The sequence below is a fragment of the Mesorhizobium sp. P2_C5_2 genome (assembly GCF_056404535.1).
The window spans coordinates 258,218-276,390 of record NZ_JBFUDV010000004.1 but is presented as its reverse complement, the minus strand read 5'-3'; the positions used below and the strand labels follow the sequence as shown (position 1 = coordinate 276,390).

19 protein-coding genes are annotated in these 18,173 nt (G+C 63.8%); 1 reads left to right on the top strand and 18 read right to left on the bottom strand.

The features are described 5' to 3' along the window. Window position 1 precedes the first annotated feature (1 nt). The 7 genes from AC1D1B_RS16430 to ribH form a co-directional block, all read right to left on the bottom strand. On the bottom strand, window positions 2-754 hold the full coding sequence (locus AC1D1B_RS16430) for an ABC transporter permease (protein WP_477333548.1): 753 nt from the start codon (window positions 752-754) through the stop codon (window positions 2-4). Next, window positions 751-1,689, bottom strand: coding sequence for an ABC transporter ATP-binding protein (locus AC1D1B_RS16425; protein ID WP_477333547.1), 939 nt, complete (start codon window positions 1,687-1,689; stop codon window positions 751-753). The genes AC1D1B_RS16430 and AC1D1B_RS16425 overlap by 4 nt, the downstream gene beginning before the upstream one ends. Beyond that, window positions 1,686-2,849 (bottom strand): ABC transporter permease, encoded by a 1,164-nt coding sequence (locus tag AC1D1B_RS16420; RefSeq protein ID WP_477333546.1) that lies wholly within the window; start codon window positions 2,847-2,849, stop codon window positions 1,686-1,688. Before AC1D1B_RS16420 ends, AC1D1B_RS16425 begins: the two co-directional genes overlap by 4 nt. A gap of 288 nt (window positions 2,850-3,137) precedes the next feature. Then, window positions 3,138-4,049, bottom strand: a complete 912-nt coding sequence (gene osmF, locus AC1D1B_RS16415) for a glycine betaine ABC transporter substrate-binding protein OsmF (protein WP_477333545.1) — start codon at window positions 4,047-4,049, stop codon at window positions 3,138-3,140. A gap of 163 nt (window positions 4,050-4,212) precedes the next feature. Continuing rightward, window positions 4,213-5,430 carry an MFS transporter gene (locus AC1D1B_RS16410; protein ID WP_477333544.1) on the bottom strand — a complete coding sequence of 406 codons (1,218 nt, stop codon included), beginning with the start codon at window positions 5,428-5,430 and terminating at the stop codon, window positions 4,213-4,215. Then, complete coding sequence (gene nusB, locus AC1D1B_RS16405; RefSeq protein ID WP_181060737.1) at window positions 5,427-5,918, bottom strand: transcription antitermination factor NusB; 492 nt, start codon at window positions 5,916-5,918, stop codon at window positions 5,427-5,429. Before nusB ends, AC1D1B_RS16410 begins: the two co-directional genes overlap by 4 nt. Further along, window positions 5,915-6,409: a 6,7-dimethyl-8-ribityllumazine synthase gene (ribH, locus tag AC1D1B_RS16400; protein WP_477262863.1), complete on the bottom strand. Its 495-nt coding sequence runs from the start codon at window positions 6,407-6,409 to the stop codon at window positions 5,915-5,917. The genes nusB and ribH overlap by 4 nt, the downstream gene beginning before the upstream one ends. A gap of 224 nt (window positions 6,410-6,633) precedes the next feature. On the opposite strand from ribH, the gene AC1D1B_RS16395 reads away from it, so the two are divergent. Beyond that, complete coding sequence (locus tag AC1D1B_RS16395; RefSeq protein WP_477333543.1) at window positions 6,634-7,281, top strand: glutathione S-transferase family protein; 648 nt, start codon at window positions 6,634-6,636, stop codon at window positions 7,279-7,281. A 60-nt stretch (window positions 7,282-7,341) separates the two neighbouring features. Here the strand turns inward: AC1D1B_RS16395 and AC1D1B_RS16390 are convergent, their stop codons facing one another. The 11 genes from AC1D1B_RS16390 to AC1D1B_RS16340 all read right to left on the bottom strand — a co-directional run bounded on the left by AC1D1B_RS16390 (window position 7,342) and on the right by AC1D1B_RS16340 (window position 18,060). Next, window positions 7,342-7,959 carry a riboflavin synthase gene (locus AC1D1B_RS16390; RefSeq protein ID WP_477333542.1) on the bottom strand — a complete coding sequence of 206 codons (618 nt, stop codon included), beginning with the start codon at window positions 7,957-7,959 and terminating at the stop codon, window positions 7,342-7,344. 1 nt (window position 7,960) lies between these two features. Next, a complete protein-coding gene (ribD, locus tag AC1D1B_RS16385; RefSeq protein ID WP_477333541.1) occupies window positions 7,961-9,085 on the bottom strand; it encodes a bifunctional diaminohydroxyphosphoribosylaminopyrimidine deaminase/5-amino-6-(5-phosphoribosylamino)uracil reductase RibD in 1,125 nt (374 codons plus the stop codon). A gap of 2 nt (window positions 9,086-9,087) precedes the next feature. Further along, window positions 9,088-9,582: a transcriptional regulator NrdR gene (nrdR, locus tag AC1D1B_RS16380; RefSeq protein ID WP_023669351.1), complete on the bottom strand. Its 495-nt coding sequence runs from the start codon at window positions 9,580-9,582 to the stop codon at window positions 9,088-9,090. A 138-nt stretch (window positions 9,583-9,720) separates the two neighbouring features. After that, complete coding sequence (locus AC1D1B_RS16375) at window positions 9,721-10,308, bottom strand: invasion associated locus B family protein (protein WP_477333905.1); 588 nt, start codon at window positions 10,306-10,308, stop codon at window positions 9,721-9,723. Window positions 10,309-10,386: 78 nt separating this feature from the next. Further along, complete coding sequence (gene glyA / locus AC1D1B_RS16370; protein WP_477333540.1) at window positions 10,387-11,700, bottom strand: serine hydroxymethyltransferase; 1,314 nt, start codon at window positions 11,698-11,700, stop codon at window positions 10,387-10,389. A 173-nt stretch (window positions 11,701-11,873) separates the two neighbouring features. After that, on the bottom strand, window positions 11,874-13,520 hold the full coding sequence (locus tag AC1D1B_RS16365) for a Na+/H+ antiporter (RefSeq protein WP_477333539.1): 1,647 nt from the start codon (window positions 13,518-13,520) through the stop codon (window positions 11,874-11,876). Window positions 13,521-13,707: 187 nt separating this feature from the next. Then, window positions 13,708-14,961, bottom strand: a complete 1,254-nt coding sequence (locus AC1D1B_RS16360) for a L,D-transpeptidase family protein (protein WP_477333538.1) — start codon at window positions 14,959-14,961, stop codon at window positions 13,708-13,710. A 355-nt stretch (window positions 14,962-15,316) separates the two neighbouring features. After that, entirely contained in the window at window positions 15,317-15,694 is a 378-nt protein-coding gene (locus AC1D1B_RS16355; protein WP_477333537.1) for a hypothetical protein, read from the bottom strand. Window positions 15,695-15,885: 191 nt separating this feature from the next. Next, on the bottom strand, window positions 15,886-16,401 hold the full coding sequence (gene ldtR / locus AC1D1B_RS16350) for a transcriptional regulator LdtR (protein ID WP_142869475.1): 516 nt from the start codon (window positions 16,399-16,401) through the stop codon (window positions 15,886-15,888). A gap of 202 nt (window positions 16,402-16,603) precedes the next feature. Further along, on the bottom strand, window positions 16,604-17,026 hold the full coding sequence (locus tag AC1D1B_RS16345) for a DUF6163 family protein (RefSeq protein ID WP_181060748.1): 423 nt from the start codon (window positions 17,024-17,026) through the stop codon (window positions 16,604-16,606). After that, a complete protein-coding gene (locus tag AC1D1B_RS16340) occupies window positions 17,023-18,060 on the bottom strand; it encodes an enoyl-CoA hydratase/isomerase family protein (protein ID WP_477333536.1) in 1,038 nt (345 codons plus the stop codon). Before AC1D1B_RS16340 ends, AC1D1B_RS16345 begins: the two co-directional genes overlap by 4 nt. Window positions 18,061-18,173 lie beyond the last annotated feature (113 nt).

The following is an 18,173-nucleotide window of genomic DNA, read 5'->3' as shown; positions in this document are numbered from 1 at the left end:
ATCAGCGCTCGGTCTCCTGCCCCATGCGGCGCGCCGTGTAGCGCTCGATTGCCGACAGGCCGTCATAGATCAGCACGGCAAGGGCGGCGACGATCAGGCCGCCTTGCAGGACGAAAGCGAGATTGTTCGACAGCAGGCCAGCGATGATCACCTCGCCCAGCGTCTTGGCGGCAACCGTCGAGCCGATCGTGGCGGTCGCAAGGCTGATCACCACTGACAGCCTTATACCGCCCAGAATGATCGGGGCGCTGAGCGGCAATTCAACCTTGATCAGCCTTTGCCAGCCGGTCATTCCGGCACCGCGCGCGGCCTCCATGATATTGCCGGGCAGCGTCGTCAGCCCGGTCAGCGCGTTCTCGAAGATCGGCAGCAGGCCATAGAGGAACAGTGCAATCAGCGTCGGTTTCTCGCCGAAACCGACGGCGGGCACCGCCAGCGCCAGCACCGCCACCGGCGGGAAGGTCTGGCCGATATTGACCAGGCTGCGCGACAGCGGCAGGAACTCGGCGCCCGCCGGCCGGGTGACGAGGATGGCAAGTGCGACCGCCACGATGGTGGCGGCGACGGTGGCGATCAGCACGGTCCTGAGATGCAGCAGCGTCAGCGTCAGCAGGCTGCCCTGATTGTAGATCGCCGGCGCGTTGTTTTCGGTCAGCGGCTTCAACAGCGGCTCGAACCAGCTGGGATTGGTGACAAAGGCGACGAGCAGCACCACCAGGGCCAGCCTGAGCAGCGAAGGCAGCCAGGCTTTCATGCCGGCCTCGCCGCGCGCTTCACCAGGCCATCGACAGTGACGCGGCCGAGCGGCTTGCCGTCTTCGCCCTTTACCGGCAGCGCCGGCCGGCCCGACCACAGGAGTTCGGCGAGCGCATCGCGCTGGCTGGCGTCGCCGGGAATCGCCTCTCCTTCGGCGGTTCCCTTCTCCACGGCATCGCGCACCCGGCCGAGCGACAAAAGCCGGAACGGCTTTTCGCTGGCGCCGACCAGGGTCTCGACGAAGGCGCTCGCCGGCCGCGCCAGGATCTCTTCCGGCTTGGCATATTGCACCAGCTTGCCGGCATCCATGACGGCGATCTTGTCGCCCATATGGACCGCCTCTTCCATGTCGTGGGTGACGAGGATGATGGTGGTGCCGAAGCGCTTCTGGATCGCCAGCAGGTCCTCTTGCGCCTTGGTGCGGATGATCGGGTCGAGCGCGCCGAACGGCTCGTCCATGAGAAGCACATTGGGCTCGGCGGCGAGCGCACGGGCAACACCGACGCGTTGCTGCTGGCCGCCGGACAGTTCGTGCGGATAGCGCGGACCATAGGCCTCGGGGTCGAGCTGATAGAGCGTCATCAGTTCGGCGACGCGGGATTTGATACGGGCGCTGTCCCAGCCGAGCAGCACCGGCACGGTGGCGATGTTCTGCGCCACGGTGCGGTGCGGGAACAGGCCGTGACCCTGGATGGCATAGCCGATGCTGCGGCGCAGCTCGTAGCCGGGCAACGAGCGGTTATCGTTGCCGTCGAGCTTGATCACGCCCGCGGTCGGCTCGACCAGCCGATTGATCATTCGCAGCAGCGTCGTCTTGCCGGAACCGGAGGTGCCGACGATGACGCAGACCGTGCGCGGCTCGATGACCATCGACACGTCGTCGACCACGGTCGTTGCGTCATACCGCTTGGTAATGCCTTCGATCTCGATCATGCCGTTTCAACCCTGCGCTTGGTGGCGGTCATTTCGATCACAGCGTCGAGGGCGATGGCTGCGGCAAAGGCCAGCGCCACCGTCGGCACGGCGCCGAGCAGCACTAGGTCCATCGCCGTCTGCCCGACACCCTGGAACACGAACACGCCAAAGCCGCCACCGCCGATGAGCGCTGCGATTGTGGCTAGGCCAATATTCTGCACCAGAACGATGCGGATGCCGGTGAGGATGACCGGAAAGGCCAGCGGAAACTCGACGCCGAACAGGCGCTGGCGATCGGTCATACCCATGCCGCGAGCGGCATCGTTGGCCGCGCGGGGTACACCGGCAAGTCCGACCACCGTGTTGGCCACCACCGGCAGCAGCGAATAGAGGAACAAAGCGACGAAGGCCGGTGCGGTGCCGATGCCTCTGATACCGAGCGCCGCAGCACCTGGAACATGCGCGGCGACCCAGCCGAGCGGCGCGATCAGCAGGCCGAACAGCGCGATCGAGGGTATGGTCTGGACGATGTTGAGCACATTGAGCACGCCGGCCCGCAACCGTTCGACGCGATGGCACAGAATGCCGAGCGGCAGGCCGACGATCACCGCCGCCGCCAGCGATCCCAGCGCCAGCGTGATGTGCTTGGAGCCTTCGGCCCAGAAACTGTCGGCGCGGTTGGCATATTCCTTGAGGATCGACAGACTGTCCCACTGCCCCGATATCAGCAGCAAGCCGATGGCGAGCGCCGCAATGACGAGCACGCCGACGCGGGCCAGTGGCGACAGGTTGAGCCTGGTCAGCACATCGGCCAAAAGCAACATGAAGGCAAAGATCAGCAGCCAGAAGCCGGAAGCCGGCGAGATGCGGGCGAAGGTGTTGCCCGCCGGCGTCAGGAAGGTGCCGGCAACGCCGATCAGCATGGCAAGGGCTGCAAGCGCCGCCACGCTTGCCGCAAGGCGCAGGACCAGCGGGGTCTTCAGCAACGCAATAATTGCGGCCACGACGACGATTGCCAGCAGAAGCGGCCCGACAGTGGCGGGCAACGCCTCGAGTATCGAACGCGCCTCCCCGGGCACGATGCGGTTGGCGCGGAAGGTGGCGAACGAGGCGAAGAACGCCGCATAGGCAACGATCGCCGCAATGACCACACCGAGCTTGTCGAAACGGAGGGTCATGGATGCCTCTCATGAGAGGCGATTGGCGAAAGCCCGCGCGACATCCGATCTCCCCCCTTGCGGGGGAGATGGCCGGCAGGCCAGAGGGGGGTGTGAAGGATCGCCAGCTTTCGAGCGTCGGCTTGTTCAGAAGCAACCCTGTCCGAGCATGCGGCGGTGACGGGCCGGAAGGTCGGCGGGGCAGCACCCCCCTCTGTCCTGCCGGACATCTCCCCCGCAAGGGGGGAGATCAGCAGCTTCCAGAAGGGAGCGCCTCGCACCGATGTCACGATCAGCTGGCTGCGCTGACTACTTCAAAAACCCGTTCTTCTTCAGGAAGTCCTCGGCGACGCCCTTGACCGGCTCGCCGCCGACCTGGACGCGGCCGTTGAGTTCCTGCAGCGTGACGAGGTCGAGCTTGGCGAAGACCGGCTTCAGCAATGTCTCGATCTCGGGATGCTCCTTCAGCACGGCTTCGCGGATGATCGGCGCCGGCTGGTAGACCGGCTGCACGCCCTTGTCGTCATCGAGCACGACCAGGCCGGACGGCGCGATGCCGCCGTCGGTGCCGTAGACCATGGCGGCGTTGGCGCCGTTGGTCTGGTTGGCGGCCGCGCCGATGGTCGCCGCAGTGTCGCCGCCCGAGAGCGTGATCAGCTGGTCCGGCTTCAGCGTGAAGCCGTAAGTGGTCTGGAAGGCCGGAAGTGCCGCCGCCGAATTGACGAACTCGGCCGAGGCCGCCAAAACCACTGTGCCGCCGCCGGCGACGTATTTGCCGAAGTCGGACAGCGTCGCCAGCTTGCTGGTCTCGGCAACCTCCTTGCGCAGCGCGATCGCCCAGGTGTTGTTGGCCGGCGACGGCGACAGCCAGACAATCTTGTTGGCGTCATAGTCGAGCTTCTTGGCCGTCTCATAAGCCTTGGCGGCATCCTTCCAAATCGGATCGTCGGCCTTCTCGAAGAAGAAAGCGGCGTTGCCGGTGTATTCGGGATAGATGTCGATCTCACCGGCGGTGATCGCCTTGCGCACCACCGGCGTGCCGCCGAGCTGGATGCGGTCGGTGGTCTTGATGTTGTTGGCGTTCAGCACAAGCTGGATGATGTTGCCGAGCACGCCACCCTCGGTGTCGATCTTCGAGGAGACGACGACCTGGGCATTGGCGGAAGCCGCGGTGATGCCAAGCGCCAATGCCGCGCTGGCCAGAACCTTGACTGAAAACATTATGAAAACCTCTTGCTTTGAACCGGAATGCGGCGGCCGCATATGAGCATGGCTTCAACGCCCCGTCGGGGCACACGGTTTCATAACAATAGGTACAGGCGCAATAATTTTGTGCCGCCGCCGCGATTTCGGCCGGCGCCATGCTGACAGGCCGTGTCAGCGATCAGGCGCGGGCTTTGCGCAATCCCGTCAACTTGAGCGCGCCCAGCGCGACGAAGCACAGAGCGACGACCGGGAAGACCAGCCAGTTCAGCATCTCCCAGCCCCAGGCATTGTAGATGGCACCCGACATCAGCGAGGCGAAGGCGACGGAGCCGAACAGGACGAAGTCGTGGAAGCCCTGCACCTTGCTCTTTTCGGACGGATGGTAGCTGTCCGCAACCATGGCGGTGGCACCGATGAAGGCGAAATTCCAGCCGAGGCCAAGCAGGATCAGCGCCGTCCAGAACTGCCACAGATGCAGGCCCGACAACGCCACCGTGCCGCAGCCAACGAGCAGGACCAGGCCGGTGGCAACGATGCGTTCGGCGCCGAAGCGATGGATCAGCGAACCGGTGAAGAAGCTCGGCGCAAACATCGCCATCACATGCCAGGAAATGCCAAGCGTGGCGTCGTCGGTCGACAGGCCGCAGCCGACCATGGCCAGCGGCGCGCCGGTCATGACGAAGCTCATCAGCGCATAGCTGCCGACGGCGCAAAACAGTGCCGCGACGAAACGCGGCCGGGTGACGATCTCGGACAGCGGCCGGGCGTCTCTGGACGCCACTTCCGTATGGCCGGTGGCCTTGGCCGGGATGCGCAGCATCCAGAGAATGGCTGCGCCAACTGCCGCCAGCACGGGAATGGCCGCGAACGAGCCGGCAAACATGACCGGCGCCAGCAATTCGCGGGTGAAGATGACGATCTGCGGCCCGAGGATGGCGGTGATGATGCCGCCGGCAAGCACGAAGGAAATGGCGCGCGCCTTGAATTCGGGCGGCGCGTTGTCGGCGGCGGCGAAGCGGAACTGCTGGACGAAGGCGCCACCGACGCCGATCACCAGCAGGGCGAAAGCAAACAGCCAGAAGCTCGCCTGGAACAGCGCCAGCGTGGAGATAACGCCGCCAAGCGCGGTGACGATGGTGCCGGTCATGAAGCCGCCGCGTTGGCCGAGCCAGCGGATGATGGCCGCGGCCGGCAATGCGCCGAGCGCCACGCCGATGTTGAAGCCGGTGATCGGCGCTGTCGCCAGCGACTTGTCGGGACCGAGCAGATATTGCCCGGCCAGTCCGCCCATGGAGATGGCTATCGGCGCCGCCGAACCGATGATCGCCTGCGAGGCCGCCAGGATAATTGCCGTGCGGCGCGCTTCCCTTGCTGCGCCGGCGACCGCGTCGATCACGACGCGTCCTTGCCGCGGCCCTCACCGCGCACCCGGCGCGACACGCGATCCAGCACGGCATTGGTCAGCTTCGGCTCGTCTTCCTCGTAGAAGGCCTTCGCGATGTCGACATATTCCGAAACGATGACGGCCACTGGCACGTCGTCGCGCTTCATCAGTTCGTAGACGCCGGCACGCAGGATGGCGCGCAGTGTCGAATCGAGCCTGGACAGCGGCCAGTCCTCGGTGAGCGCCTGGCGGATGATCGGATCGATGGTCTTCTGGTTCTCGACGACGCCGGTCAGGATGGCCCGGAACCATTGCGCGTCGGCCTCGCGGTAAAGCGCGCCGTCGACTTCCTTGCCGAGCCGGAAGGCCTCGTATTCGGCGGTGATCTCGAAGACGCCGCTGCCGGCCAAGTCCATCTGGTAAAGCGCCTGCACGGCGGCCAGACGGGCAGCGCCACGTTTGTTGGCGTGGCGCGGACCGGGCGAAGCGGGTTCGCTCACGATTGCGCTCCCAGTTTCTCTTTGAGCGCGATCATGGTGAGTGCTGCGCGCGCGGCAAAGCCGCCCTTGTCGCCTTCCGAGCGCTTGGCGCGCGTCCAGGCCTGCGCGTCGTTTTCGGTGGTCAGGATGCCGTTGCCGATCGCAATCGCCTCCTGCACGGACAGGTCCATCAGCGCGCGGCTCGATTCATTGGCAACGATATCGAAATGATAGGTGTCGCCGCGGATGATGGTGCCGAGCGCGACAAAACCATCATAGTCCTTGCCGCCCTCGCCCATGCCGTCGAGCGCAAACGTGATCACGGCGGGAATTTCCAGCGAACCGGGAACGGTGACGACGTCATAGGTCGCGCCGGCTTCGTCGAGTGCGTTTGTCGCCCCGTCGAGAAGCGCATCGGCAAGATCGTCATGGAAACGCGCCTCGATGATCAGAAGGTGGGCCTTCTTCTTCGGGCGGATGAACGCTTTGCCGTGTTGGGATGTGCCAGCCATAAATGTCTCCGGGGGTCGCCGGTGACTTAGGCCGAAGCGGCCGCATTCGCAAGCTTTGTCCGAAGGGCCAGGCCAATTTCCGTGCTACCTCGACCCCGGGAGCGGGCATTCGCGAACTGCGCCCGGCAATGAAATAGTTCAAGACCGATGTCGACTTTTGCGAGCCTTATTCGTCTTAACGATAGGACACCGAAGAATTTCGCCCAGGCAGGGAAACAGATACGATGACAATCACCATCACCGCCTTTGAACGATCGCCCGATGGCGGCAAGGGACTGGCACGCGATACGCGCATTCGCTGGGCGCTCGAAGAAGTGGGACAGCCCTATGAGGTTCGTCTTGTGTCCTTCGCAGGGATGAAGGCGCCTGACCATCTGGCCATCCATCCCTTCGGCCAGATCCCCACCTATGAGGAAGGTTCCCTCTGTCTGTTCGAGACCGGCTCGATCGTCTTTCATCTTGCCGAGCAGCATGCGGGCCTGCTGCCTGGGGATCGCGATGCGCGGGCGCGCGCCATCACGTGGATGTTTGCCGCCCTCAACACCGTCGAGCCACCGATCCTCGAACTGACGACGGCAAGAATATTCGAAGCCGACAAGCCCTGGGGCGAGGCACGCTTGCCGTTGGTAAAGGACCGTGTTCGCGCCCGGCTGCACAAGCTCTCGGCTCATCTGGGCGCGGCCGACTGGCTCGATGGTGCGTTCAGCGCGGGCGATCTGCTGATGGTATCGGTGCTGCTGCGGCTGAGAATGTCAGGCATTCTGGACGAATATCAAAACCTGGCTGCCTATGTCGCACGCGGGGAAGCGCGGCCTGCTTATATCAGGGGTTTCATGGCGCAACTTGCGGTCAACGCCCCAGCCGCGAGTTGAAGGCAGCAGCTTTCAAGACGACGATCAATTTGGCGCCTTTGGGCGGAATATCGACTGTCGCTACAGACCCTCTTTCGCCGCCTCGACCAAGCGCGCGGCGTAGCGGGCCATGGTGTCGATCTCGAGGTTGACGCGGTCGCCGACCTTGCGCTCGCCCCAGGTGGTCACGGTCAGCGAATGATGGATCAACAGCACGTCGAAGCGAGTGCCTTCGACCTTGTTCACCGTAAGCGAGGTGCCGTCGAGCGCGACGGAGCCTTTTGGCGCAATGAATTTCGCCAGCTCGCGCGGCGCCTCCAGGGTGAAGCGCACGGCATCGCCCTCGTCCTTGCGCTCGACGATCTCGGCCATCCCGTCGACATGGCCGGAGACAATGTGGCCGCCGAGTTCGTCGCCGATTTTCAGCGCCCGCTCGAGATTGACCTTGGTGCCTGATTTCCAGCCCGACGCCGTGGTCAGCCTGAGTGCCTCTTCCCAGGCCTCAACCTCGAACCAGCGTGCGTTGGACCCGCCGTCTGGCAGCGCCGTCACCGTCAGGCACACCCCACCGCAGGAGATCGAGGCGCCGATGGCGATGGTCGCAGGGTCATAAGCGGTATCGATGCGCAGGCCGACGCCTTCGCTCAGCGGCTTGACGGCCGCGACAGTACCGACATCCGTGACAATTCCAGTGAACATTTCAGATATCTCTCACCCATTCGGCGTACCCGTCTTCGCCAAAGCGCATCTCCCGCAGCTTGCGGAAGCCTGCCGGGATATGGTTGGCGTCGATGGGCGATGCAATGCCGCCCTCGCCGATCGCATCCGGCCCCTGGAACAGCACGATGCGGTCGACCAGTCCGTCGGCGAGGAAGGCGCTGGCCACTTTGGCGCCGCCTTCAACCAGAACGCTGGCCATGCCGAGCGCGCCGAGATCCTCGAGCAGTTCCGGCAAGGCCACCCCGCCTTCGTGGGTTTCGGTGCCGATGAAGCGCACGCCGGTGCGCTCAAGCATCGACCGCCGCAGCGGGTCGGCCTCCAGGCAGGCGGCGACGTAGAGCGGCACCCTGTCGATGCCGGAGACCAGTTTCGAGGCTTCCGGCAACCTGATCTGGCGGTCGAGCACGATGCGCGCCGGCGAGCGGTTTTCCAGCCCAGGCAGCCGCACGGTGAGCGCCGGATCATCCTCCAGCGCCGTGCCGATGCCGACCAAAATCCCGTCGGCCTCGGCCCGCATCAGATAGACTTCGCGGCGGGCGATATCGCCGGTGATCGTGACCTGGCCGGCGCCATGCCTGCCGATCTTGCCGTCGCTGGAAAGCGCAAGCTTCAGAATCACTTCCGGGCGCTTTTTCAGCGATCGAATCAGATAGCCGGCCATCTGCTCGGCGGCCTCGGAAGCCAGCACTTTCTCGACCACCTCGACGCCGGCGGCGCGCAGAATGGCGTAGCCCTTGCCGGAAACGCGCGGATCGGGGTCGCTGGCGGCACCAACGACGCGCACCACGCCGGCATTGACCAGCGCATTGGCGCAAGGCGGCGTGCGGCCATGATGAGCGCAAGGTTCAAGCGTGACGTAAGCGGTGGCGCCGCGTGCCAACTCGCCCGCTTCAGCCAGCGCCTCGGTCTCGGCATGCGGCCGGCCGCCGACGGCGGTGACGCCGGTGCCGACGATCATCGGGCCAGCGCCCTCATCGCGCACAATGATCGTGCCGACGGAAGGGTTGGTGGAGGTGCGGCCGGCATTTCTGCGCGACAGCCGCAGCGCGGCAGCCATGAAACGGCGGTCGAGAACTTCCTGCTCAGCTTTGCCAGGCGCTGCCATGCTCAGCCGGCGTCCTCTTCGCTCTTCAGCTCGTCGCCCTTGAGCTCGTCACCCTTGAGTTCTCCCAGCACGTCATGGAAATCCTTGGCCTCGCGGAAATTGCGATAGACCGAGGCGAAGCGGACATAGGCGACGTCGTCGAGCGATTTCAGCGCCTCCATGACCAGACGGCCGACCTCGCCCGAGGCGATTTCCGTCTCGCCGGAGCTTTCGAGCTGGCGCACGATGCCGGTGACGGCGCGGTCGATGCGCTCGGGATCGACATTGCGTTTGCGCACCGCGATCTCAACGGAACGCAAGAGCTTGTCACGGTCGAACGGCACTTTGCGGCCGGACTTCTTCACCACAACGAGGTCGCGCAGCTGGACGCGCTCGAAGGTGGTGAAGCGGCCACCACAATCGGGGCAGACGCGCCGCCGGCGGATCGCCGCGCCATCCTCGGCGGGGCGCGAATCCTTCACCTGCGTATCTTCGGACTGGCAATAGGGACAGCGCATGGAGAGCCTTCGGGTTGGCGAATCTGGCGGAACGAGAGGCTTAGAGGTTTTTGCCGGGACGGCAAAGGTTCGGTAACGGCCGCTCGTGCCCTCAGAGATAGCGAGGCGCGAGGAAAATTGCCAGCACCGCCAGATACCTCAGGGCGCGACGTCCTTGGTCGGGAAGCCGCAGGACGTTCCGAGGTTGCGGTAGGCCTTGGTGAAGCCATCCATCGGAATGCTGGCGACGGTTTGCTTGCCGAACGTCACATCGAGCGAGATGACCTGGCGCATGGCACGCAGCAGCGCCAGACTGGTCTTGGCCTGATTGTCGACCGTCCAGCTCGGGCGGCCGGCGGCATCGTTCGAATAGACCGTTGCGGAAACCTTGACGCCGGGGTCGCCGAAGGTCGCCGCCACCTTCTTGCCGGTCGGCAGGTCCTTGTTGGCAACCGTGATCATGATGGCCGGATAGGCATCGGGCGGCAGGGCGTCGCCGGTCGAGATCGAAAGCGTCAGCGTGCCGGCATTGCCGCTGCCATCGAGAAAGGCCGTCGAGGCGGCACAGGTCTTGTGTGAATCCTGGCCGGTGTCGAGCGCATCGATGATGGTGGTCCACCTGCCAAAGGTGTTGGTGGCCGGCATATCCGTGCTCGTTTGCGTCTGCTCCTGGGCAACCGCGCCTGACACGGCGAAGGTGGCAAGCGAGCCGAAGAGCGCCAGAGTGGCAAGACGGAACATTCGCATCATCAAATCTCCAGTAGACCGCGCCGCCGAACAGGAGCGGCGCAGAGCGCGGGATAAAAGACGAAGCGCCGCTGGCGGTCAACCGAGATAGGGATAGAGCGGGAAACGATCGGTCAGCGCCACGACCTTGGCCTTCACCGCTGCCTCGACTGCGGCATTGCCTTCGTCGGAATTGGCGACCTTCAACCCGTCCAGAACTTCGGCGATCAGCTTGCCGATCTCGCGGAACTCGGCCTGGCCGAAGCCACGCGTGGTGCCGGCCGGCGTGCCGAGACGAACGCCCGAGGTGACGAAAGGCTTTTCCGGATCGAAAGGAATGCCGTTCTTGTTGCAAGTGATGTTGGCGCGGCCAAGCGCTGCCTCGGCGCGCTTGCCGGTGGCGTTCTTGGGCCTGAGATCGACCAGCATCAGATGGTTGTCGGTGCCGCCGGAGACGATGTCGAGGCCGGTCTCCTTGAGGCTCGAAGCCAGCGCCTTGGCGTTGGCGGCGACGCTCTCGGCATAGAGCTTGAAGCTCGGCTTCAACGCCTCGCCGAAGGCTACCGCCTTGGCGGCGATGACATGCATCAGCGGACCGCCCTGCAAGCCAGGGAAAACCGCCGAGTTCATCTTCTTGGCGATGTCCTCGTCATTGCAGAGAATCATGCCGCCGCGCGGGCCGCGCAGCGACTTGTGCGTGGTTGTCGTGACGACATGGGCATGCGGCAATGGCGAGGGATGCACACCGCCGGCGACGAGGCCGGCAATATGGGCCATGTCGACCATCAGATAGGCGCCGACCGCATCGGCGATCTCGCGAAAACGCTTCCAGTCCCAGATGCGCGAATAGGCGGTGCCGCCGGCCAGGATTAGCTTCGGCTTGGTCTCGTGCGCGGTCTTCTCGATGGCGTCCATGTCGAGCAGATGGTCTTCCTTGCGCACGCCGTAGGAGACGACCTTGAACCACTTGCCGCTCATGTTGACGGGCGAGCCGTGGGTCAAATGGCCGCCGGAATTCAGGTCGAGGCCCATGAAGGTGTCGCCGGGTTGCAGCAGCGCCAGGAAGACCGCCTGGTTCATCTGGCTGCCGGAATTCGGCTGGACGTTGGCGAAGTTGCAGCCAAACAGCTTTTTGGCGCGCTCGATGGCGAGTTCTTCTGCCACGTCGACGAACTGGCAGCCGCCATAGTAGCGCTTGCCCGGATAGCCCTCGGCATATTTGTTGGTCATGATCGAGCCCTGCGCCTCGAGCACGGCGCGCGAAACGATGTTTTCCGAGGCGATCAGCTCGATCTCATGGCGCTGGCGGCCGAGTTCGTTGCGGATGGAGCCGAAGATTTCCGGATCGGCATCTTCCAGCGTGGTTTCGAAGAAGGATTCGAATTTGTTCGACGCTGCCGCTGCTGTTGCCATGGCCTGAAATCCTCCGGTTTGGGGTAATTTATCTATGCATATCGCTACCGCAAAACCGTTGCGCAGTTCCGGGCGACATGCATTGCCGCGCCATTAACACAGTTGTTTTGGCCTCGCCACGTTTGCGGCGCGAAATTTGCTGGTCGGTTTGCGGCAGAGCGGCCCTGAACCTGCTATTTCCGCTCCTGCCGCCCTTGCAGCAAGGCTTCCGTGAGCGTGATCTCGGTAAACAGCGCCCGCGCCGTGTGGTCGTTGATCGCGCCGCTGCGGACCATGTCGCGCACGGCGGTGCGTTCGGCCTCGATGCCGGCGAGCCGCATTTCGAGCTCGAGCCGCCCGGCTTCGCGGGCCTCTGCCCGGGCGTCATCGGCCTCGTCGGAGGTGGCGATGCGGCGCCGATAGCCGGCGACGATGTTTTCGGCTGCGGCAAGCCGGGCGCCGGGCACCTCGCCCTGGTCGTCGTCGCTGGCGCCCACCATGCTCTCGATGCGGGCGATCGCCGCCTTGGCGGCGCCCACACGGGCCAGACGCTCCTCGATGGCGCCCTCATCCTCACCCGGTTCCACCAGCCCGCGCGCTATCTTTGGCAGCGCCACGCTGGCGATCGCCAGCGAGCAGATAATGACGCCGGCGGCGAGGAAAATTGCGAGATCACGCGCCGGAAAGGGTGAGCCATCCGGCATGGCAAGCGGCAGCGACAGGATGCCGGCCAGCGTGATCGCGCCGCGGACGCCGGCCACCGAGCCGGCAAGCCGCACGCGCATGCCGAAAGGCTCGGCCTTGCGCTTACCCAGCCGCGCCTTGATGCCCGCCGCGATATCGCCGACCCAGATCCAGAGGAAGCGCAGCGCAATCAGGCAGAGCGTCAGCGCTATCACCGTCGCGATCGGCTGGAGGATCGGGTAGTGGCCGGCAAGCTCGGGCGGCACGCGGCGAATGATGTCGGGAAGCTGCAGGCCGAGCACGATGAACAGCGCGCCGTTGTAGGTGAAGGACAAAGTGCTCCACAGCGATATCGTCTGTATACGGGCCGAAACGCCAAGGAAGCGAAACACGCCGGAGCCGCCGGTCAAAAGCCCGGCGGTGACCGCCGCCAGAATGCCCGAGGCATGCACATGCTCGGCGATGAGATAGGCAATGAAGGGCAGCAGCACCATAACCAGAACCTGTACCTCGGCCGGCACGCCGCCGATGCGGTTCAACAGCTGCAGCAGCCGGGCGGCGATAAACAAGGCAGCCACCCCGGCCAGGATGCCGATGGCGACGGCATAGACGAAAGACAGCGATGCACCGGCGAAGGAGAAGCTGCCAGTCACTGCGGCCGCCACGGCGAAACGGAACATGACCAGGCCCGATGCATCGTTGAGCAGCGCCTCGCCTTCCAGAATATGCATCAGCCGCGCCGGCACCAGGCTCCTGTCGACGATCGAGGACACGGCCACCGCATCGGTTGGCGACAGCACAGCGGCAAGTGCAAAGGCGACGACCAGGGGGATGCTCGGCACCAGCCAGTGCAAGGCATAGCCGAAGCCGACAATGGTGAAGAAGACCAGCCCGATGGCGAGGTCGAGGATCGGTCCATGCAGCGCGATCAGCTCGCGCTTGGGCGCGCCGTAGGCGTCGCCGAACAACAGCGGCGGGATGAACACCAGCAGGAACAGTTCGGGATCGATCTCGACATGAATGCCCTTCACCGGCCAGGCAAGCGCGGCGCCGATGGCAATCTGCAGCACCGGCAGCGGCACCCGCACCAGCCGCACCAGCGCGCCGGAAAGCGCGACGAAGACGAGCACGGTGAGGATGAAGACGGCGACCTGCATGCGCGATTCCGGCTGTTTTCCGGACCATGCGAAATTGCTGTCGATCCGTCCAGCCGCGGGCGGCGATCAGGCGCCCGGGCGGTGGCGAGGCTGGTGAACCAGCGGCTCATATAGACCGAGACCAGTCAGGACGGCGCAACAAAAAAGGCCGCCTTTCCGGCGGCCTTTCGTTAATTTAATCAAGTACTTATAGCGAAGATGTGATCTGCAATTCGCTGGCGCCGTCGAGTGCGTAAACATCGTCGCGGAACTGCACGACGCCCGGACCCGTCGACCATGCAGACAGATAGAGGAAGTGGACCGGCACCGGGTTGACGACCTGCACAGGCGTGTTCTCACCGGTCTTGATGGTCGCCTCGAAATGCTGGCGGTCCCAACCGGGGGTGTCGCGCAGGATCCAGGTGACGAGATCGCGCACGTTCTGGACGCGCACGCAGCCCGAGGAATCGAAGCGCATCATCTTGCCGAACAGGCTCTGCTGCGGCGTGTCGTGCATGTAGACGCCGTCCGGGCTCGGGAAATTGATCTTGACCGAGGCCATGGCATTGCCGGAGCCCGGATCCTGGCGGAAGCGGTACTTTTCGGCATCGTCCGTCGACCAGTCCACATTCATCGGGTCGACTTCGCTGCCATCCGGCGCAAACAGGCGGATATGGCTGTCCTTGAGATAGTCGGGGTTCTTCCGCATCAGCGGAATAATGTCCTTGCGCACGATCGAGACCGGCGCGTTCCAGTATGGATTGACGATGATCTCGTTGATCTTGGAATTGACCACCGGCGTCTGGCGGTCGATCTTGCCGACGATTGCGGTGTGGCGCAGCACGACGCGGTCGTTCTCGACCGCCTCGATCTGAGCCGCCGGGATGTCGACCAGCACATAGCGACTGCCTAGCGTGCCGGCCTTTTCGCGCAGACGCTGGAGATTGGTCTCCAACTGGCCAAGCCGTATCTGCGCCGAAACGTTCATCGCCGCGTAGGTGTATTTGCCCATGGCGCCGTCGGCCGGCAGGCCGTGGCGGGTCTGGAAACGCTTGACCGCGGCGTCGACATAGGAATCGAACGACGTCGAAATGCCGGCGCTCTGCGCCAGGTCGCCCGCAATCATCAGCCGCTTGCGCAGCGGCACGACATCTGGATCGTCGACGCCAAGCTGCAGCTTCTTGGTTGCCGGAACCTCTTGCCAACCGCCTTGGGCGACAATGTTCTGATACTGCGCCACTGCCTGCTCGGTAAAGGCGACCGTCTGCAGGCTGAAGATCGGAAGCGTCGAGGCGACCTTGCCGCCTTCCGAGGCGCGGGCGTCGAACTGGTCGTCCCAATTGCCGCGGGCCGAGGATTTCAGGATATCGTCGATGACGTCCTGCGCGCTGGCGGCATTGGCAACCATAGCGACGGCGAGCGCAGAGGCTCCGGAAAGGAAAAAGCGGCGGCTGGTTCTCATCGACGTTCCAGACATTCTTCTAGCACTTGGCTTGTAGCGTTTGGCGCGTAGCGTTCGGCTACTTGCACGATCATTGGGCGATATCGCCCGCACTCTAAAGTTGGCACTGTTAACAATTAGCCAACCATGACCTGCATCACTTAGCCGTGAAAAGCGAACCGCGATGCGACATGACAGGCGCGCCGATGGCTTTCGCCGCCGCATCACCCGCATCCTCGCTTCCACCGCGAATATGGCGGCAACGTGGCTTTGCGTCGAATTTGGGCGCACCGGCGATCTGAAATGGAATGACCGGTGCTTTTCGGCACCGTTCCCTGACTGTTCCCTCGAAGCCGCGCCTTTCTGGTGCTGCGGCTCAGTTCCTGGCGTTGCCTTCCAGTTCCGAACAGCGTTGCAACACCTGGTTTTCCGGGTATCGCAGCAGCTTGTTGTCATCGAGCTTGAGCAACAACGTTCGTCTTTTGTCGACGCTCTGCTCATCGTCGGAGCACGTCATGTCGAGAATAATGGCGTCCAGGCCTTTCAGCTTCTGGACTTTTTGGACGGCACAGCCGACTTCCCACATATCGGCTGATTTGTCCGTGAACGTCACGACGGAATCATTGCTGTCGCACGGGCTTGAGCCTTCGCTGGCGAAGGCGCCTTGCCACCACTCCTCAGCCAACGCCATTTGCGGCACAGCCAAGAGCATCATTGCGACCGGATAGATTTTGAAACGGCCAGCCAGACCCATATCGCCCCCCTTTTTTAGGGGACATTAGGCATTGCAGAGGCGAAAGCCTAGCGCGACCCAGGTGCGAGACGGTCAATGGTGGTCACAGCCATGATCGTAAAAAAGGACCGACGCCCCCCCGGCGCCGGTCCTTCATTTGCTTTCCCCCGGGCCGCGCTTCTTCTGGCGCGGCTCGCGATCTGATGTCCGGATTACATCCGGTAGGCGATGGTGTCGTTCCAGAAGCGATCCAGGCGCTGCAGCGCGCGGTTCATCTGCTTGAACTCTTCGCTGTTGATGCCGCCGACCTGTTCGATCGAACCGACATGGCGCTCATAGAGACCGGCGACGACGTCGGCCACTTCATTGCCCTTCGGCGTCAGCGAGACGCGGACCGACCGGCGGTCGATGCGCGAGCGCTGGTGGTTGATGAAGCCGAGATCAACCAGCTTCTTCAGATTGTAGGAGACGTTCGAGCCGAGATAGTAGCCCCGCGAGCGCAGTTCGCCGGCGGTCAGCTCGGAATTGCCGATGTTGAACAGAAGCAGCGCCTGGATGGCATTGATGTCGGAACGGCCGTTGCGGTCGAACTCGTCCTTGATCACGTCAAGCAGGCGGCGATGCAGCCGCTCCACCAGCTGCAGCGATTCCATGTAAAGCGAACGGATAGCCTCGCGGCGATCGTCGGATACGTTGGCGGTCTTCGCCGCCGGACGCGAATTGATCATTGTCTTTGCCTCTCGTTTGTCGCCTGGTGATTTTTTGTTTTTCACCTTGATCGCGACACTATCGAATACTCATAAAATTCGACTTAAACGCTAGGGCTAACAAGAGCTTACCGGTAATAGGTTTCGGAAGACGCTTAACGAACGGTCACCCGAGCAAGGATAATTAACCTAAAGATTTAGCCAACGGCGGCGGGGCGGCGTTTCAGGCGCGCGCGGGGCGCTTCTGCATCCAGATCACGACGCGAAAGACGATGTAAAGCAGCGCCACGGCGGCATGCGAAAACAGGATCAGCGGCCGGTGGCCGAACAGATCGGGAAAGCCGGCATACATGATGGTCTCGGTGACAGCGCAGATGAACCAGATCACCGGACCCCAGGACGCCAGCATCCACAGGCCGGCTGCGGCGAAGGGAAAGAACACGGCCAGCATCACCGCCGCGACCTGCCAGTGCACCGGCATCAGGTCAAAGCGCCACAGCGCGCCGGGATAAAAGCCGATCAGCCGGATCCAGTACAGGATGCCGAACAAGAGGCAGTAGCCCGCTATGACGCGCTGGAACCAGGCGAAGATAATTTCGACGCCCGAAGGCTGTAGCACGATCCGCCGCGACGTGACCTCGCTCACAGCTCGAGCTCCCGTTCGAGCGGCGCGAAATAGGCATCCACGGAAGCGACATCGACCTCTGCCAGATCGGCCGGCCGCCATTGCGGCTTGGAACCCTTGTCGACGATGACGGCGCGGATGCCTTCATAGAAGTCGTGGCCGGCCAGCATGCGGTTGAGGATGCGGAACTCCATCTTCATGCAGGCTTCCATCGACAAAGTCAGACCGGCGCTGATCTGGCGCCAGGCGACATTGAGGCTGGTGGGCGAGCGGGAGCGGATGGTGGCCAGCGTCTTGGCGGCAAATTCGTCGGCGCCGGCCGCCCGCTCCAGGCTGGCAATGATATCGGCAAGCGAGGATTGGGCGAAATGATGGGCTATGGCTTCCAGCACCGACTGGCCGGTCTCGCGCTTGGCCGGCACGAAGAAGCCGCGCAGCACCGATTCCGGATCGCCATTGGCACACAGCCGGTCGAGGAAGGCTGCCTGGTCAGCTGCCTTGATGGTGTGGGTGGCTAGGCCCGACCACAGCGCATCGCCGTAACGGATACGGTTGCCGGTGAGCGCCAGATACATGCCAAAACTGCCGCCGAGGTCCGGCAGAAGATGGCTGCCGCCGACATCGGGGAAAAAGCCGATGCCGACTTCGGGCATGGCGAACTGGGCGTTCTCGGTCAGCACACGCTGCGAGCCGTGGAACGAGATGCCGACGCCACCGCCCATAACGATGCCGTCGATCAGCGCGACATAGGGTTTTTTGTAACTGTTGATGCGGGCGTTGAGCCGGTATTCGTCGGCGAAGAAGTCGACCGGCGGCTTTCCGGCCCGCGCCTCGTAGACGTGCATGATGTCGCCGCCGGCGGAAAACGCCCTGCCCTCGGCCTTGACGACGACGACATCGATGCCGGCATCGCGCTCAAAGGCCTCGAGCGCCTGGTCCAGCGCCTTGATCATGCGATGGGTCAGCGCATTGAGCGCCTGCGGCCGCGTCAGCGTGACAACGCCTGCCTTGCCCAACCGTTCGAAGCGGATCTCGTCGCCGCCGCCAAAATCCATCGTCAGAGATTCCCTCCCCGCGCCTGCGGGACTGAAGTGCTAAAGGTGGCGCATGGGTGCGTCAACCGGCGGAGGTGGTTTGGATTTTCGCAGGGGAACGTGACCGTGCTTTG

What these genes read in the sequence shown, in the direction of transcription:
- AC1D1B_RS16355 (WP_477333537.1), bottom strand. Translation starts at nt 15,694, where the DNA reads ATGGGTCTGGCTGGCCGTTTCAAAATCTATCCGGTCGCAATGATGCTC.
- AC1D1B_RS16375 (WP_477333905.1), bottom strand. Translation starts at nt 10,308, where the DNA reads ATGCGAATGTTCCGTCTTGCCACTCTGGCGCTCTTCGGCTCGCTTGCC.
- osmF (WP_477333545.1), bottom strand. Translation starts at nt 4,049, where the DNA reads ATGTTTTCAGTCAAGGTTCTGGCCAGCGCGGCATTGGCGCTTGGCATC.
- nrdR (WP_023669351.1), bottom strand. Translation starts at nt 9,582, where the DNA reads ATGCGCTGTCCCTATTGCCAGTCCGAAGATACGCAGGTGAAGGATTCG.
- ribD (WP_477333541.1), bottom strand. Translation starts at nt 9,085, where the DNA reads ATGGCAGCGCCTGGCAAAGCTGAGCAGGAAGTTCTCGACCGCCGTTTC.
- AC1D1B_RS16430 (WP_477333548.1), bottom strand. Translation starts at nt 754, where the DNA reads ATGAAAGCCTGGCTGCCTTCGCTGCTCAGGCTGGCCCTGGTGGTGCTG.
- AC1D1B_RS16340 (WP_477333536.1), bottom strand. Translation starts at nt 18,060, where the DNA reads ATGGATTTTGGCGGCGGCGACGAGATCCGCTTCGAACGGTTGGGCAAG.
- AC1D1B_RS16420 (WP_477333546.1), bottom strand. Translation starts at nt 2,849, where the DNA reads ATGACCCTCCGTTTCGACAAGCTCGGTGTGGTCATTGCGGCGATCGTT.
- ldtR (WP_142869475.1), bottom strand. Translation starts at nt 16,401, where the DNA reads ATGATCAATTCGCGTCCGGCGGCGAAGACCGCCAACGTATCCGACGAT.
- AC1D1B_RS16390 (WP_477333542.1), bottom strand. Translation starts at nt 7,959, where the DNA reads ATGTTCACTGGAATTGTCACGGATGTCGGTACTGTCGCGGCCGTCAAG.
- AC1D1B_RS16425 (WP_477333547.1), bottom strand. Translation starts at nt 1,689, where the DNA reads ATGATCGAGATCGAAGGCATTACCAAGCGGTATGACGCAACGACCGTG.
- AC1D1B_RS16365 (WP_477333539.1), bottom strand. Translation starts at nt 13,520, where the DNA reads ATGCAGGTCGCCGTCTTCATCCTCACCGTGCTCGTCTTCGTCGCGCTT.
- AC1D1B_RS16360 (WP_477333538.1), bottom strand. Translation starts at nt 14,961, where the DNA reads ATGAGAACCAGCCGCCGCTTTTTCCTTTCCGGAGCCTCTGCGCTCGCC.
- AC1D1B_RS16395 (WP_477333543.1), top strand. Translation starts at nt 6,634, where the DNA reads ATGACAATCACCATCACCGCCTTTGAACGATCGCCCGATGGCGGCAAG.
- ribH (WP_477262863.1), bottom strand. Translation starts at nt 6,409, where the DNA reads ATGGCTGGCACATCCCAACACGGCAAAGCGTTCATCCGCCCGAAGAAG.
- glyA (WP_477333540.1), bottom strand. Translation starts at nt 11,700, where the DNA reads ATGGCAACAGCAGCGGCAGCGTCGAACAAATTCGAATCCTTCTTCGAA.